Origin of the sequence: Candidatus Bandiella numerosa, from assembly GCF_029981845.1 — a bacterium.
In the GTDB taxonomy this organism is placed as follows: Bacteria; Pseudomonadota; Alphaproteobacteria; order Rickettsiales; family Midichloriaceae; genus Aquirickettsia; species Aquirickettsia numerosa.
The window spans coordinates 249,317-264,432 of sequence record NZ_CP104164.1 but is presented as its reverse complement, the minus strand read 5'-3'; the positions used below and the strand labels follow the sequence as shown (position 1 = coordinate 264,432).

The 15,116-nt window shown below is 30.1% G+C and carries 15 protein-coding genes, 1 tRNA gene, 1 other RNA gene and 1 pseudogene; 6 read left to right on the top strand and 12 right to left on the bottom strand.

Annotated features, from left to right (window positions below; genetic code table 11):
* Positions 1–61 precede the first annotated feature (61 nt).
* Positions 62–259: pseudogene (locus N3Z17_RS07585) on the top strand (type II toxin-antitoxin system RelE/ParE family toxin); the annotation flags it as partial.
* Positions 259–615 carry a recombinase family protein gene (locus N3Z17_RS01220; RefSeq protein WP_282472203.1) on the top strand — a complete coding sequence of 119 codons (357 nt, stop codon included), beginning with the start codon at positions 259–261 and terminating at the stop codon, positions 613–615. The pseudogene N3Z17_RS07585 and the gene N3Z17_RS01220, both read left to right, overlap by 1 nt.
* A gap of 287 nt (positions 616–902) precedes the next feature.
* Here N3Z17_RS01220 and ccoS read toward each other — a convergent pair whose 3' ends face one another.
* The 12 genes from ccoS to ssrA form a co-directional block, all read right to left on the bottom strand.
* Complete coding sequence (gene ccoS, locus N3Z17_RS01215; protein WP_282472202.1) at positions 903–1,049, bottom strand: cbb3-type cytochrome oxidase assembly protein CcoS; 147 nt, start codon at positions 1,047–1,049, stop codon at positions 903–905.
* Positions 1,050–1,055: 6 nt separating this feature from the next.
* Positions 1,056–2,366, bottom strand: coding sequence for a methylenetetrahydrofolate--tRNA-(uracil(54)-C(5))-methyltransferase (FADH(2)-oxidizing) TrmFO (gene trmFO / locus N3Z17_RS01210; RefSeq protein WP_282472201.1), 1,311 nt, complete (start codon positions 2,364–2,366; stop codon positions 1,056–1,058).
* Between the two features lie 12 nt (positions 2,367–2,378).
* Positions 2,379–2,999, bottom strand: a complete 621-nt coding sequence (locus tag N3Z17_RS01205) for a 50S ribosomal protein L25/general stress protein Ctc (protein ID WP_282472200.1) — start codon at positions 2,997–2,999, stop codon at positions 2,379–2,381.
* 190 nt (positions 3,000–3,189) lie between these two features.
* Positions 3,190–3,402, bottom strand: a complete 213-nt coding sequence (locus tag N3Z17_RS01200; protein WP_282472199.1) for a cold-shock protein — start codon at positions 3,400–3,402, stop codon at positions 3,190–3,192.
* Between the two features lie 171 nt (positions 3,403–3,573).
* Positions 3,574–5,010 (bottom strand): replicative DNA helicase, encoded by a 1,437-nt coding sequence (locus N3Z17_RS01195; RefSeq protein ID WP_282472198.1) that lies wholly within the window; start codon positions 5,008–5,010, stop codon positions 3,574–3,576.
* Positions 4,994–6,040, bottom strand: a complete 1,047-nt coding sequence (gene hemE / locus N3Z17_RS01190; RefSeq protein ID WP_282472197.1) for a uroporphyrinogen decarboxylase — start codon at positions 6,038–6,040, stop codon at positions 4,994–4,996. Before hemE ends, N3Z17_RS01195 begins: the two co-directional genes overlap by 17 nt.
* A gap of 224 nt (positions 6,041–6,264) precedes the next feature.
* Positions 6,265–7,152 carry a YihY/virulence factor BrkB family protein gene (locus N3Z17_RS01185; protein ID WP_282472196.1) on the bottom strand — a complete coding sequence of 296 codons (888 nt, stop codon included), beginning with the start codon at positions 7,150–7,152 and terminating at the stop codon, positions 6,265–6,267.
* Positions 7,124–8,008: a bifunctional 5,10-methylenetetrahydrofolate dehydrogenase/5,10-methenyltetrahydrofolate cyclohydrolase gene (locus tag N3Z17_RS01180; protein WP_282472195.1), complete on the bottom strand. Its 885-nt coding sequence runs from the start codon at positions 8,006–8,008 to the stop codon at positions 7,124–7,126. The genes N3Z17_RS01185 and N3Z17_RS01180 overlap by 29 nt, the downstream gene beginning before the upstream one ends.
* A complete protein-coding gene (locus tag N3Z17_RS01175; protein ID WP_282472617.1) occupies positions 8,005–9,006 on the bottom strand; it encodes an NAD(P)/FAD-dependent oxidoreductase in 1,002 nt (333 codons plus the stop codon). The genes N3Z17_RS01180 and N3Z17_RS01175 overlap by 4 nt, the downstream gene beginning before the upstream one ends.
* Before the next feature lie 145 nt (positions 9,007–9,151).
* Positions 9,152–10,012, bottom strand: coding sequence for a lysophospholipid acyltransferase family protein (locus N3Z17_RS01170; RefSeq protein ID WP_282472194.1), 861 nt, complete (start codon positions 10,010–10,012; stop codon positions 9,152–9,154).
* Positions 10,009–10,386 carry an HIT domain-containing protein gene (locus N3Z17_RS01165; RefSeq protein WP_282472193.1) on the bottom strand — a complete coding sequence of 126 codons (378 nt, stop codon included), beginning with the start codon at positions 10,384–10,386 and terminating at the stop codon, positions 10,009–10,011. The genes N3Z17_RS01170 and N3Z17_RS01165 overlap by 4 nt, the downstream gene beginning before the upstream one ends.
* Positions 10,387–10,511: 125 nt before the next feature.
* Positions 10,512–10,829, bottom strand: a transfer-messenger RNA (tmRNA) gene (gene ssrA, locus N3Z17_RS01160).
* Positions 10,830–10,913: 84 nt separating this feature from the next.
* Here ssrA and N3Z17_RS01155 point away from each other — a divergent pair.
* The 4 genes from N3Z17_RS01155 (at position 10,914) to rho (ending at position 15,116) form a co-directional block, all read left to right on the top strand.
* Positions 10,914–11,888 (top strand): sensor histidine kinase, encoded by a 975-nt coding sequence (locus tag N3Z17_RS01155; protein ID WP_282472192.1) that lies wholly within the window; start codon positions 10,914–10,916, stop codon positions 11,886–11,888.
* Between the two features lie 143 nt (positions 11,889–12,031).
* Positions 12,032–13,279, top strand: coding sequence for an MFS transporter (locus N3Z17_RS01150; protein WP_282472191.1), 1,248 nt, complete (start codon positions 12,032–12,034; stop codon positions 13,277–13,279).
* Positions 13,280–13,322: 43 nt separating this feature from the next.
* Positions 13,323–13,409 (top strand) — tRNA-Leu (locus tag N3Z17_RS01145).
* Positions 13,410–13,703: 294 nt separating this feature from the next.
* Positions 13,704–15,116, top strand: a complete 1,413-nt coding sequence (gene rho, locus N3Z17_RS01140) for a transcription termination factor Rho (RefSeq protein WP_282472616.1) — start codon at positions 13,704–13,706, stop codon at positions 15,114–15,116.

The window sequence follows — 15,116 nt, the reverse complement described above, 5'->3', positions numbered from 1 at the left end:
TTAAACTGATAATTGCTACACATATTGTCAAAAATTATATACAAATTAGAAAAAAGAGTTAGATGAAGCTGTTAGAGAAATATTAAAAAATCCACATATTGGTTCAGCTAAAAAAGGGGATTTATATGGCGTTAAGGTTTATAAATTTAATATGATTAATCAGATAACGTTATTAGCTTATAATTATGACACACACTATAATTTACTATCTTTAGGAACTCATGAAGGATTCTATAAAGATTTAAAGCTTAGTATATAATGGCCAAAGCGCAGTATAAGAAGAATAGTAATCAAACTTCTAAAAATAAAATTACTGCATTTTATTTGAGAGTTTCAAAAAATGATCAAATTACTGAGAATCAAAAATTACAACTGGAAAGAGTAGCTCAGAAATCTAATTGGGATATCTATAAATATTATATAGATACCGGTATAAGTGGCACTAAATTAGGTAGACCGATAATATTTGAAGAAAAAGTTCAAGATGTATTAAGCTTAAGAGCTGGTGGTATGTCTATGTTAAAGATAGCAAAAAAGTTAAATATAGGTACTGGTACTGTTCAGAAGATTTTAAAAACATATGATATATCCAAAGATGTGGTTAGTTACGCATAGCGCTCTGGAGTTCCAATATAAATATCTTATATTTTCTTCTAATCAGAATAACGGTCGTTTTTCTGGCTCCAATCGAATTACTTATTTAATCAAAAATTACTCTTTTTTTGTTTTTTACGAATCTTCTGTATACCGCTTATATACAGAGATACAGCTTCTTGGCTTTTAAAATTAATTATTTCTTATTACTCTGTATAATCCTTTTAATCATTAATGTAGAGCTTTTTGAAACTCCAGAGTACTATGCGTAACTAACCCCGTATAAGTCTCATAGAGGTTCGTTCACCTTATTCTTCTGATTCATCGTAAAGTATCTTTTCGCTATTTAATTTTAAATCATCATATTGATTATTTTTAACTGACCAAAATATACCTAATACACCTAAAAATGCGATAAATAATGCCAGAGGAATTAAAAATAGCAAGATATTCATGAGTTATCAGATACTATTATTTGATTTCCACTCGTTAAATTTAACCATAGCATTTTCAACTTGTATTGCTTTTTTGTTTTCTCCCTTTTTTGTATTGATATCAGGAAATAAGCCAAAATTTATGTTCATTGGCTGAAAATTTATAGCGTGGGATTCATCGGTAATATAATTGGCTAAAGCACCTAAGGCCGTATATTTACTAATAATAGGGGCTGGCTTATTGTTTAATTCATATGACATATATAAACCTGACAATAATCCTATAGCAGCACTTTCTACATATCCCTCTACACCTGTTATTTGTCCAGCAAATTTTAGTTTTGAATTATTTTTGATACTCAAATTAGCATTAAGCACCTTAGGACTATTTATAAAAGTATTTCTATGAATGCCTCCAAGCCTTGCAAATTCAGCATTTTCTAAGCCAGGAATTGTTTTAAAAATTCTTTGCTGCTCACCATATTTCATTTTTGTTTGAAACCCAACAACATTGTATAATGTAGCTTCTTTGTTGTCTTGTCTCAGTTGAACTACTGCATATGCTCTTGAACCAGTTTGTGGATTTGTTAACCCAACTGGCTTCATTGGACCAAATCTTAAAGTTTCCCTCCCCCTTTCTGCCATAACTTCTATAGGCAGGCATCCATTGAAATAAGGAGTGTTTTTTTCCCATTCTTTAAATTCCACCTTTTCTGCTTCAACTAAGTTATCAACAAATTTATAATATTCCTCTTGCGTCATTGGACAATTAATATAGTCTTTTCCATCTCCTTTATCATATCTAGATTGGAACCAAGCTATATCAAAATTTATACTGTCCTTATAAATTATTGGAGAAATTGCATCAAAAAATGCTAAAAAATCCTCATTTTCACATATTCTCAAAATTTCAGATGCAAAAACTTCTGAAGTAAGCGGACCCGTCGCAATTATCACATTTCCCTCAGGAATACGATCTACTCTCTCTCTAATTAAATTAATATTAGGGTGATTAGTTATTTTTTCTTCAATTATATGGGAAAATAGCTCCCTATCTACCGCCAATGCCGAACCTGCAGGAACTTTAGCTGTATCTGCAGAACTCATGATTAACGAATCTAATTTTCTCATTTCTTGGTGAAGCAGCCCAATTGCTACTTTTGGATCATCAGAACGCAAAGAATTTGAACATACCAATTCCGCTAGACCATCAGTCTTGTGCGCAAACGTACTCTCTATCCCCCTCATCTCGTAAAGAGTGACTTCTATTCCTCTTTGTGCAAGTTGCCAAGTGGCTTCACAACCAGCTAAGCCTCCTCCTACTATCTTAACTTGCATTTATTTAATTACTTATGCTTTTTGTTCTTTATTTTCAGTTGCTTCATCACCCACTCTCTTCTCTTCTTCTTTTTCTTCAACTCTTCCTGCAATTGTTAAAACGGTAAAGTTATCCTTATCAACTGGTACCACTCCTTCTGGCAGTATCAAATCACTTATATGGACGCTTCTTCCGATCTCGAAACCGGAAATATCAATTTCTAAATACTCCGGGATATTTTGTGGTATGCAATTCAAACTTATATACTTTCTTACAATATTGAGTATTCCACCTATTTTTATTCCAGGAGATTTGTCTTTATTGATTACCTTAACCCTAACTGAAACCTTGATTGGAATATTTTCTTTTATTAATTGAAAATCTATATGAATGGGATTATCAGTAACAGGATCTGTTTGCACTTCTCTAGATATAACTTTTAGAATTTTTTTACCAAGTTTTACCTCTAAAAGCCTAGATGATAAATTTCCCTTATGATACTCTTTCAAAAAATCTTTATAAATCAAGCTAATCATGTGATTTTCATCAAATCCATAAATTATTGCCGGTATCTTTCCTTCTTTTCTTAACGCTCTCGCAGAACCAGTTCCTGATCCTTTTTTTTCCTCACCTATTAACGCTAATTCCGTCATAATTTTATACACCTAAAAACTAGTAAAAATGATATATTCTTATATATTACTACTGATTGTTTTGCAATAACTATTTGCCACTTTGAATCAGAAATTTACTCTTATGCACTTCAAAAAACAGATACTTATACTGTCAAACCAAGTTCAGTAGTAAATATTTAAAATATTGATGCTATAGTAAATGTAACGACTAATCGTTAAGAACTACAATGTTATCAGCAGAAGTTTTATCATTCTTCTTTATCAATGTGTACTCAACTTTTTGATTTTCATGAAGCTCATCTATTCCTGAATTAGAAAGTGCCGAACTGTGAACAAAAACGTCTTTTTTGCTATCTTTAGGAGTTATAAAACCATAACCCTTAGTAGAATTATACCATTTTACGGTACCTGTATGTCTCATTTGTAACCTTTAATATGTTGATTAATTTAACATTATCAATAATCTCTTAATCGCAAGAATAAGAAGTAACCGATAACATCTATACACTAATTTTAGTGCACTGAGAGATTATATTATACTAATTAGCTAAAAACAAGGTGTGAGTGCATTTATTGTAAAATAAACACCTACTCAATTTTCTAAATTATCAAATGCTGTTGTTTTATTATCATATCTCAAGTGAAAATTTCCCACCGGTCCATTTCTTTGCTTTGCTATTATTATTTCTGCTATATTTTCTACCTTCTCCATTTTTTCTTGCCATTCTATCAATTTTTTCTCATCTGTTGAAGGTATTTTTCTACTTAAATAATATTCTTCTCTATAAATAAACATTACTATATCTGCATCTTGTTCTATATTTCCACTTTCTCTTAAGTCTGACAGAAGTGGTCTCTTATCCTCTCTTGATTCCACCGCTCTTGATAATTGCGAAGCAGTAATAACCGGGATATCTAATTCTTTTGCTATTGCCTTTAGTCCCTGCGAAATCTCTGCTATTTCTTGAACTCTATTTTCCTTATTTCTTCCTGTACTATTTATTAATTGCAAATAATCTATCACCAACAATCCAATATTATGTTGCCTTTTCATTCTTCTAGCCTTTGTTCTAATTGCTGATATTGTCAAAGCTGGTGTATCATCTATGATTATAGGTAATTCATTAAGAATAGAAATCTGCTCTGATAAATTTTTAAATTCTCCTTTATTCACTTTTCCTATTCTTATTTTAGAACCGTCTATTTTTGTCTCTATTGCTAATATCCTAGATGCCAATTGCTCTGCTGACATTTCTAACGAAAAAAAACAAATAGATTTCTTTTTTGTATCTTGTTCCTTAGATTCTTTAACAAAATATTTTGCCGCCCTTATCATAATATTTACTGCAAGAGCTGTTTTTCCCATTGATGGTCTTCCTGCTATTATTATTAAATCTGAACTTTGAAAACCTCCTGTGTATTTATTTAAGTCTATATAGCCCGTTTCTATTCCACTTATTTCTCTTTTGCTTTTTAATAACTTCTCAATTTTTACTAATGCTCCTTTTATTGAATCTGTTAAGCTATATACTTTATTATCATAATTTCCACTACTTGCTAATGTATAAAGTTCGTGCTCCATAGCTTCTATTATATTTTCCCCCCCTTCTTCTATTTTTTCTTCTTTTGCTTTTAATATACCTTCTTCTCCTATATCTATTATTTTTCTTCTTAAATAAGTATCATATATATTTCTTGCTAACGTCCTTATATCTGTACTTAACTGTGATTCCTCTACCAGTTTTAATAAATACTCATAACTATTTATTTGTGCATCTTTAAAAATTTCTTCTTTGGCAAAATAATTTTTGATCGTTATTGGATCAGAAACTAATCCTTTATCCATTAATTTACCTATTCCTTGATATATTTTTGCATGTAGTGGTAAATAAAAATGTTCTTCCCTAAGAACATCTCCTATTTTATTCATATTTTCATTATTATTTAACAATAAACCTAGTAGATTTTGCTCTGCTTCTATATTATGTGGTCTTGTTTCTATATTTTTTTCTTTATCCTTTCCTTTCATACTCTTTTACAATACTTATTAATTCTTCTACTTTTTCCACTCTACTTTCTGGTAACATCCCATGCCCCATGTTAAATATAAACCTTCCCTTTGAAAAAGTATCTAATATTTTTATCACCTTTTTCTTCATATCTGGATATTTGGTTGTCAATATTACATTATCTAAATTTCCCTGTATTGTTGCACTTTTCTGCAATTTTTCCTTTGCCCATTCTATTGGAACTGTATGATCTATTGCTATTATATCTGTTTCTACTTTTTTGACAAAATCTTCATACTTTACTCCTACTCCTTTTGGAAAAGTGTTTATTATTATATCTTTTTTATAATCTCTTAATTCTTCCACTATATTTCGTGTTGGTCTTATAACTAACTCTTCGAATTCCTCCTCTGCTAATATTCCTGCCCATGAATCAAATAATTTAACTACCTCCACTCCTCTATCAATCTGTCCTTTTAAATACCTTTTTGTTTCTTCTGTAATTAATTCTATTACTTTTATAAATTTCTCTCTTTCATTAAAATATAATTTCCTTACCTCGTTAAAATCTCTTGATCCTCTTCCTTGTATTACATAGCATGCAACTGTAAAGGGAGAGCCTGCAAAACCTATTATTGCCTTATCTTTATGATTTATTTCTATTTCCTTACGTACTTTTTCTATTCCTTCATATACCTTCTTGTAAATACTTGATGTATCTACTCCTTTTTGTATCTTTGCAATTCTTTTTTCGTAGTTTTCTAAAAATACTGGACCTTCTCCTTTTATAAAGTTTAACTCTAATCCCATTGCAAAAGGTACTATCAATATATCTGAAAATATAATTGCCGCATCTAAATTGAATCTTCTAAGTGGCTGAAGCGTTATCTCTTTCATTGAATCACTATTTAGGCACATTGATAAAAAAGATTCATGTTTTTCTTTTTCTTCTCTGTATTCTTTAAGATACCTACCAGCCTGTCTCATAAACCAAATAGGAATAGAATTCGGTTTTTTGTTTCGTACTTCTTCTATTAATAATTTTTTCATATATTACAATTAATACTTTATATTAGTTATATATGTATTGTTAGTTTGGTTAGTTTAACATTTATTAACATTTAAAGCTAATAAAAGTCGCGAATATGCATGTTAATATATAATGTGTTATTATTAATAAATATAATATATTAACTAATAAAATTTTATAAAAGTTAACAAAAAAAATACTAACATTAAACTAACAAATAACTAACATAAAAGTGGCAAGGTGTTTAACCATTTTGTTTCTTATTATAAAAAAAGTTATAATTAAATTCGGCGCCAAAGATAAAAATAATGCTACAGAAATAAAAATAAAGTAACGCAATAATAACACCAACAATACTACCATAAATTACATTTAATTGGGAAAAAGTAGATAAATAATACTTAAATAAACGAGTAAATATATTCCAAAAAAGAAGTACTAAAATTGTACCAGGAATGTTGTTAAAAATATTTTGTCTCTTATTAGGTAGAAAGAAATAAAGAAATAAAATCAGAAAAAATCCACAAAAAATAGTAATAATATCTCTTAGCAATCTAGTTTCTTGTTCAAGAATAAGATAATAATGAGAGTCTTTTAAATGTAATAGGGTAGATAAGTATGATTTTAAAGTAGGGAATATTCCAAAAGAGAACATTATAAAAATAGTTAAAAATATCAACACTATAAATTCTACGATACTAATAAAGCGCCGAAATAAATAAGAAGGAGGATGAATAACTCTATTTGCTTTATTTAAAATTGTTCTAATTGCTTCAAATATAGAAGAAGCAGTCCAAATTGCAGTAAATACAGCAAGAGTTAGCAAGCTATTTGGAGGAGCATTAGTAATTTCATGAATTCTTGGCTTTAAAAAATAAATTAAATTATCAAATGTAATTTCAGTATTATCTGAAAGAGAGGATATTATTTGTTCTAATAAATTTATGGGAATAATGAATTTCATAGTTGCCATAAGAAAGAATAAGAAGGGAAAAATAGAGAGCATAAGTAAGAATGATAAATACCCAGCGTGTTCTATACCATCATGCGCTATTGTGTCTTCAATAGATTTATAAAAACATAAAAAAAATTTTTTTGTTATATCAATTGTGGTTTTTAATAAAGGCAACATCGCTAGATAAATTATTTTGTATTAAAAACAGCTTTAAAGTATTAAGTAGTAAATTTGCAACGGTTAGTGGTCCAATGCCACCAGGAACTGGAGTAATAAAGGATGTAAAATTTTTAACATTTTCAAAATCAACATCACCTACAATTTTATTATTAACTCTACTAATCCCAACGTCAATTACAAATGAGTTTTTTTTGACCCAATCTGCTTTTATTAAATTAGGTACACCTGTAGCTACAATCAATATATCAGCTAACGAACATTCTTCTTTTATATTTATCGTTTTAGAATGTACAACTGTAACAGTACAATTTTCTCTTATTAAAATCGATGCCAATGGGCGTCCCACAATAATTGATCTACCAATGATTACTACTTTTTTACCAGATAAATCTTTGAGATATTTTTTTAGGATAAACAATATGCCTTGTGGAGTACAGGGCATAATTTGTGATTTCCAGTGATTTAACAGTCCTATATTGTAAATACCAAAAGCATCAACATCTTTTTTATAATTAATAGTTTCAAATACAATTTGCTCATCTAAGTGTTTTGGCAATGGTAATTGCACTAATATGCCTGTAATATCTGATCGCTCATTTAGTGTGGTAATTATTTCAGACAGTTTTTTATTATTTATGTCTTCGTTAAACGTTAGTAATTCTGTATTTATACCTACATTTTCAGCAGCCTTTAACTTAGCATTAACGTACACTTTACTTGCAGAGTTATTTCCAATTAATACTGTTGCAATTTTTGGACGCATTTTAATAATTTCAAATTTATCCTTAACTTCTTTTTTTATAGATGAAAGAAGCTCCTCAGCTATCAGTTTTCCATTTATTATATATGTCATATGTTATTGGGCAATCCTTTGGTAGTAGAGTGTTCGAAGTGCAAAGGAGTACTTGGATTAATATAGCTATATGCGCTATGACATGCTCTTGCAGACTCGGCAAAACCAGTTAATATTAATTTTAATTTACCAGGATAAGTGCATATATCTCCAATTGCATAAATTCCATTTAAATTGGTTTGCATTGATTCAGGATTAACTTCTATGTGCTTATTAATTATTGAAAGATTCCAGTAATTAATAGGGCCGATATTCATTGCCATTCCAAAAAAAGGAAGTAAGTAATCTGATTTTAGGAGCTTAATGTTATTGTCTAGGTCTTTAACTTCTATCTCATGTAGCACACCTTCTTTTCCTTTTAATTTACTAAGTTGATATGGAGTAATTAATTCTATATGACCATTTTCTGTCAGGCTATTTATTTCTTCAACGGTTTTAGGAGCTGCTTTGAAATTATTTCTTCTATGAACTATATATACTTTTTTTGCAATACCACTTGCTAATATAACCGCCCAGTCCAATGCAGAATCTCCTCCTCCTGCAATAGTGACAGTTTTATTTTTAAATGTACTTTTATTTTTTATATGATAAAGGACGCTAATGTCCTCAAAATCCTGAATATTTTCAATAGGGGGTTTTCTTACCTCGAAAGTTCCACCTCCTGCAGCGATAATTATGGTTTTCGCTTTTATCAAACCTTTTGATGTTGATATTTCCCAATATCCATCTTTTTTTGTTATGCTGTTACACTGTTGATTTAAATAATATTGCGCTTTGAAAGGTTCTGCTTGTTTTATAAGATTCTCTATTAACTTTTCTGCACTTATTGATGGATATCCGGCAATGTCATATATAGGTTTTTCTGCATAAAGCGCATTACACTGACCACCTAAAAAGCCAAGCGTATCAATTATGCAACTCTTTAATCCCAGCATTCCTGCTTGAAATATACTAAAGATACCGACAGGACCAGCGCCTATAATTGCAATATCGTATATAACCTACTCCTAAATAAATTTAGATTAAGTTATAAGTAATATAAATAATCAGATTGTTCAATATTATAAATGCCATGTTAGATAAAAATAAAAAAGGAATCTAATAATAATAGGATAATAAGAAGGAGATATACTTTAAGTTGTATTATTTCCACCTATTATGAAACCAAAACCATTGAGCTGGATAAGAAATTATCCAGCTTTCAAGTATTTTGTTTATTCTTTCTGTGATTGTATATTTTGTGTCTAATTCCTGTATTTCTAGAGGCTCATAAAAATTAGCGGTATATCTTGAAGAGCCTGTTTTTATAATATTTACAGCAATAATCGGCACTTTGTATTTTAAGGCAATATTAGCTGGTAGTGCGGTAGTCATAGCATGTTTATTAAAAAAAGGCACACTGATGCCATCGTCCATCCTCTGATCAATCATTATTCCTACAACTTCATTATTATTGAGTGCATTAATTATTTTTTTTACACCTATATTCCCCTTTGGGATTAAGTTAATTTTATAAACCTCCCTTATTTTATTGATTAAATTATTGGTGTAAGGATTGTTCGATGGTCTGTATACTAAATTTAACTTAATATTATATTCTTTTGCTATTCTACTAATTAATTCCCAATTACCAATATGCCCAGAAACGATGATTGCCCTCGAGAGAGGCATGTTTTTTTCGCCTTTAATAGTTACTCTTTCCAAAAACTCTTTTTTAGGCATTTTATACCAATGTGGTATTTCACCTATTACAGAACCAAAATGCTTCCAGGTATTAATGAGTATTTTTTTTCGGTGTTCTTTTGTTAAATGCGGCAAACACATTTTTATATTTTGTGCGGCAATATTATTTTCTTTAATAAATTTACTAAAGAACCCAACAATAATCGCGCCTATTTTTGATGAAGATTCTATACTCAAGGATTTAAAAAAAAAGTAAAATAAATAGGCGAAAAATGCCTCTATAGTATATCTAAGCTTTTTCTTAAATGAAATAGCCTTCATTTTATTGCGTGATGCTTATCAGCAGTTATTAATGGGCCTAGAGCTTTGCCAGCAATGATATGTATATGAAAATGCTCCACAGTTTGCATAGCGTCTTTTCCATGATTTGTTATTAATCTGTACCCAGATTTGTTGATTTTGAGTTTATCAGTGATCATTTGGATAGAAGCAAAAAAAGATAGAAATTGATCTGTAGATGCTTTTTGTACAAAATCCTCAAATGAACTGAACTCTCCTTTTGGAATCGCTAATAAATGGATTGGAGCAGATGGATTTATATCATGAAAAATTAAAGTATGTTCATCCTCATGTACCATTTTACAAGGTACTTCTTTTTTTATAATTTTTGCAAAAATATTAGCTTTATTGTACATAACAAATTTAAAAATTTAGGTTTAGCATAATTTAGATATGCATTGACATCGTCATTCTTCGCTTATGTAGGTTCTACTACACTTTGCTCATCACTCCTTGTCACTACCTATCTGACCCTGAGCTATATGGGATTTTCTGTTGCCCGGCAATCCCAAACCGCGTTTAATGAATACTAAGCCTTATGCAGCTAGTGCAAAAGCTTGATTTTCATTAGCAGGTACAAACTTTGTGTTTGCAATTATAATAGTGATCTTTTACAGGAATCACCCTGAGCAAAACTACTTCTTTTAATGCATGTCGATACTAATTTCGTCCCCATAAAATATTGGTGGAGACGTCGGGTACCGCCCCCGAGTCCAAAACATCTATTTCAAGTAGAGTTTATTACTATAGCCTTGCAGCAATTGCCATTATAGCAATTTAAAAGCGACATTGAAAGAAAAAATATTATTAAAATAAAAATTGAAATAGATAGAAATATGTGAGAATATAACACAACTATAGATTTTATCACTAGGTATGTCATATGAATTTTATTTATGTAATAAAAAGGTTAATTATTAGAGGAATAAATGACCTAAAATATGATAAAGCAGTTTATAAGTTATTCTTATTGAACATTTTTTTTACACTAGCATGGATTGTATTTTTTGTTTTTAACATTTTTCATATAGATAATAAACTTTATAATGAGGTTGCAATTATATTTTGCATAGGCCTTTTATTTTTGATTACAGCTCTTCCTTATATTTTTACAATTAAATGTGTAAAAAATGTTGGTATAGACAAAGATGGAGTTATAAAGAATTTTGTTGAGATGCTGATGCTTGAGTTACGAGAACCGTTGTCATTTGCAAAATTGCAGTCGGAAATTTTAAATGAGATATTGGCTAATATGGAAAAAAGAAAAACAGATGTTATTAATTTGGATGAACATTATCAATATTGTTTAAATCATAGAGATTATGATAGCTTTAAAAAAATAACTAAAATTTCTGGAGAAACTTCGCAGTATGGTATAGATTTAATTGAGAATTATACAATATCTTTTAGAGAGCCAGAATCGAATCATCAAGCGATTATAAAAGAATTTCCGATTAAGGGTGCTATAGATAAAGCTATTACAATATGTTCAGTTCCATTTCCAGAGGTTAAAAATATAGAAATAGATATAGAAGACTTTTGCGTAAAATCAAATTTTAATTATGTGAAACACGTAATGATTAATTTAATAAAAAATGCATATATACACAATGGTAGGGATGTTAAATTAAGAATTAACGGGAATAGAAGAGTATTATATATTACGGATTATGGACAGGGTATTAAGAAAAACATGATTAAAAGCATATTTAATAAATTTTATTCAAGGCATAGGGGAGGAGTAGGAATGGGTTTATATTTTTGTAGGTATGCAATGGAGAAAATTGGAGGCTCAATTCAATGTGAATCTGTAGAAGGTCAATATACCAAATTTATTTTGGATTTTTCAAGAGTATAGAGTTATGAATTTAATTTAAGTATCGTAAAAGCGTTGATAAATTTTTTGGCATTGCTAATTTTAAATAAGCAAATATTTAGTTGCTTTTGTTTGATGCGTATAGATAATCCACTTTAGATAAGTAAGCAAAAATTTTGTATTAGATGGGTAAAAAAAGAATTATAAGCTCTGCAATAATAGGGAACATTGTTGAATATTATGATTTTGGCATTTATGCAGTTTTTGCAGAGATTATAGGAAGACTGTTCTTTCCTAATTTCAGTGAATATGTACAATTAATGTTTTCATTCGCTATATTTGCCATTGGGTTTTTTATGAGACCGTTAGGAGGTGTAGTTTTTGGACATATAGGTGATATTTTTGGTAGGAAAATGGCATTGACCATATCAATCATAGGTATGGGAGCTTCAACTTTATGTATCGGCATAATGCCAATATATGATCAAATTGGTATATTTGCACCCATTCTACTTACAATAATACGAATCTTTCAAGGTTTGTGTATTGGAGGAGAAGGAGCTGGCTCAGCGATTTTTATCATTGAGCATTTTGAAGAAAAAAAAGTTGGTTTGATAGGCAGTATCATAATGGCTTCAAATATAGCGGGCACTTTATTGGCAATAATAGTTGGAATTAGCATAGATTATTTCATTAAAATTGATGATTTTACATGGAGGTATGGATTCTTATTGGGGGGATTGATGGGGCTTATAGGTTTATATATGAGAAAAAGGACTACAGAAACTCCAGTATTTGAAGATATGAAACTCAAAAGAAGGATCGCAAAATTTCCAATAATGGTAGTTTTGAAAGAAAAATGGCAAAATATTTTGATAATAGCGTCTTTTGCCAGTGTTGCAACATCAAGTACCTATATGTTAAGAGGATTTTTTAATGTATATTTTACGGAAATAATTAGCCTCTCCAAAAATGACTCGTTATGTATTGTGGCGTTTGCTTTAACCACAGTGGTTGTTGCATTGCCATTATTTGGCTACTTAGCAGATAGAATTGGGTATAAAAAATATATCTATTCTGTAATTTTTATATATATTATCTCAATATTGCCGATATTTAATAATATTATTAACAATATCAATAATGTAACTGGTATTTACTCTAGTATATTTCTGTTAGGAATCTTAGTAGCATGTATTGTTGCTCCGTATTATCCATTTGCAATAAAGTTTTTTAATCCGGAGTTAAGATATTCAGGTATTGCCTTGAGCTGGAATATGGGAAATGCACTATTTGGTGGTACAACGCCAATAATCTCAACTTTTTTAGTTATGAAAATTGGTTATATTGCTCCTGCGTATTATCTAATGTTTACTGCATGTCTATTTTTAATAACAAGTTTTTTAAACAGAAAGTTTTTGGCTGAGCATTAAATTATCTGTACCTGTTTGAAAAAACTTGTTAAAGTTCATGTATGCCTCTGTGGCGAAATGGTAGACGCGACAGACTCAAAATCTGTTATCCTTTACGGATGTGCTGGTTCAAATCCTGCCAGAGGCACCATTAAATTTACATAATTTAGCCAATATTCGTTTATTTTGCCATTAAACTGTTGACGTGAAATGAAAATATAATTATCATGGGGGCATTCAATGACAGTGAGAATTTCTCGTGTAGCTTGGGGCTTAGCGAGATTTTTGTTCTAATTTTAAATTTTATCAACAATAAAAAAACAAAATGCAAGATAGAAATACAAACGATGTATCTACCAATACGATTGATTTAAGCAAAAAAGATGTAGAGGAAAATGCACAAGCAGTTAATAAAGAAATTAAAATTGCAGAGAAACACACAACTATGAGGTTAAGAATTAATACTGATAAAGCTAGCTCAATAGCGAAAGAAAATACGGATAATGACTTAATAGATGATACTGTAAAACAGGAAGTAAATATAAAACAGGAAGTGAATAATGAAGAAGATGAAATTTTAAGATTAAAAGATTTTAAGACTAAAAATCCTAAGGAGCTTATCTTATTAGCAGAATCACTTTTAGTAAAAAATCCTAATAACTTTAATAAACATGATTTGATATTTGCAATTTTAAAAGCATATGCAGAAAAAGGTTGCAAAATTATGGGAGAAGGGGTCCTAGAGATTTTACCAGATGGTTACGGATTTTTAAGATCTCCAGAATCGAATTATATACCGTGTTCAGATGATGTATATATTTCGCCAAATCAAATTAGAAGGTTTGGCTTAAGAACAGGAGACACTGTAACAGGACTAATGAGAGCTCCTAAAAAAGAGGAAAGATATTTCGCAATTACCAATGTGCAAACAATTAATTTTCAATCTACAGAAGGAAGCAAATATAGAGTTTTATTTGAGGATTTAACTCCACTTTATCCCGAAGAAAAAATTGCTTTAGAATTTTTAGATGGCACTAAAAGCACTTTAAGTGGTAGGGTGATAGATATCGTGTCACCGTTAGGTAAGGGGCAAAGGGCATTAGTTGTCGCTCCTCCAAGAACAGGTAAAACAGTGCTGATGCAGAGTATAGCGCATGCAATAGCAAAAAATTACCCAGATATTTATCTAATTGTACTTTCAATAGGAGAAAGACCCGAGGAGGTAACAGATATGTTGAGATCTGTAAAAGGAGAGGTAGTGAGTTCTACTTTTGATGAGCCATCTCATAGGCATGTTCAATTGGCAGAGATAGTAATAGAAAAAGCAAGAAGGTTGGTAGAATCAAAAAAAGATGTAGTAGTGCTACTGGATTCTATCACTAGATTGGCTAGAGCTTACAATGACATTGCTCCGTCCTCAGGTAAAGTTTTAAGTGGAGGGGTAGATTCAAACGCTTTGCAAAGGCCGAAGAAATTTTTTGGAGCAGCAAGAAATATCGAAGAAGGAGGTTCTCTTACAATAATTGCAACGGCATTGGTAGAAACTGGTTCTAGGATGGATGAAGTAATTTTTGAAGAATTCAAAGGTACAGGAAATGCAGAAATCGTACTAGATAGAAAAATTGCAGATAAACGGGTTTTTCCAGCTATAGATATAGCAAAATCTGGTACTAGGAAGGAAGAATTATTGATTGATAAAGCTAATTTAGCTAAAGCTTGGGTGATTAGAAAAATACTTAACCCTATGAATACAACTGAAGCTATAGAATTTTTAATCAATAAAATGAAATATTCAAAAAATAATGATGAATTTTTTAAGCAGATGAATACTTATAGTCCGAGTAAAAAACAAGAATAG

Bases quoted from the DNA above. Each gene is read 5' to 3' on its own strand.
- N3Z17_RS01220 (WP_282472203.1), top strand. From the start codon at position 259: ATGGCCAAAGCGCAGTATAAGAAGAATAGTAATCAAACTTCTAAAAAT.
- ccoS (WP_282472202.1), bottom strand. From the start codon at position 1,049: ATGAATATCTTGCTATTTTTAATTCCTCTGGCATTATTTATCGCATTT.
- trmFO (WP_282472201.1), bottom strand. From the start codon at position 2,366: ATGCAAGTTAAGATAGTAGGAGGAGGCTTAGCTGGTTGTGAAGCCACT.
- N3Z17_RS01205 (WP_282472200.1), bottom strand. From the start codon at position 2,999: ATGACGGAATTAGCGTTAATAGGTGAGGAAAAAAAAGGATCAGGAACT.
- N3Z17_RS01200 (WP_282472199.1), bottom strand. From the start codon at position 3,402: ATGAGACATACAGGTACCGTAAAATGGTATAATTCTACTAAGGGTTAT.
- N3Z17_RS01195 (WP_282472198.1), bottom strand. From the start codon at position 5,010: ATGAAAGGAAAGGATAAAGAAAAAAATATAGAAACAAGACCACATAAT.
- hemE (WP_282472197.1), bottom strand. From the start codon at position 6,040: ATGAAAAAATTATTAATAGAAGAAGTACGAAACAAAAAACCGAATTCT.
- N3Z17_RS01185 (WP_282472196.1), bottom strand. From the start codon at position 7,152: ATGTTGCCTTTATTAAAAACCACAATTGATATAACAAAAAAATTTTTT.
- N3Z17_RS01180 (WP_282472195.1), bottom strand. From the start codon at position 8,008: ATGACATATATAATAAATGGAAAACTGATAGCTGAGGAGCTTCTTTCA.
- N3Z17_RS01170 (WP_282472194.1), bottom strand. From the start codon at position 10,012: ATGAAGGCTATTTCATTTAAGAAAAAGCTTAGATATACTATAGAGGCA.
- N3Z17_RS01165 (WP_282472193.1), bottom strand. From the start codon at position 10,386: ATGTACAATAAAGCTAATATTTTTGCAAAAATTATAAAAAAAGAAGTA.
- N3Z17_RS01155 (WP_282472192.1), top strand. From the start codon at position 10,914: ATGAATTTTATTTATGTAATAAAAAGGTTAATTATTAGAGGAATAAAT.
- N3Z17_RS01150 (WP_282472191.1), top strand. From the start codon at position 12,032: ATGGGTAAAAAAAGAATTATAAGCTCTGCAATAATAGGGAACATTGTT.
- rho (WP_282472616.1), top strand. From the start codon at position 13,704: ATGAGGTTAAGAATTAATACTGATAAAGCTAGCTCAATAGCGAAAGAA.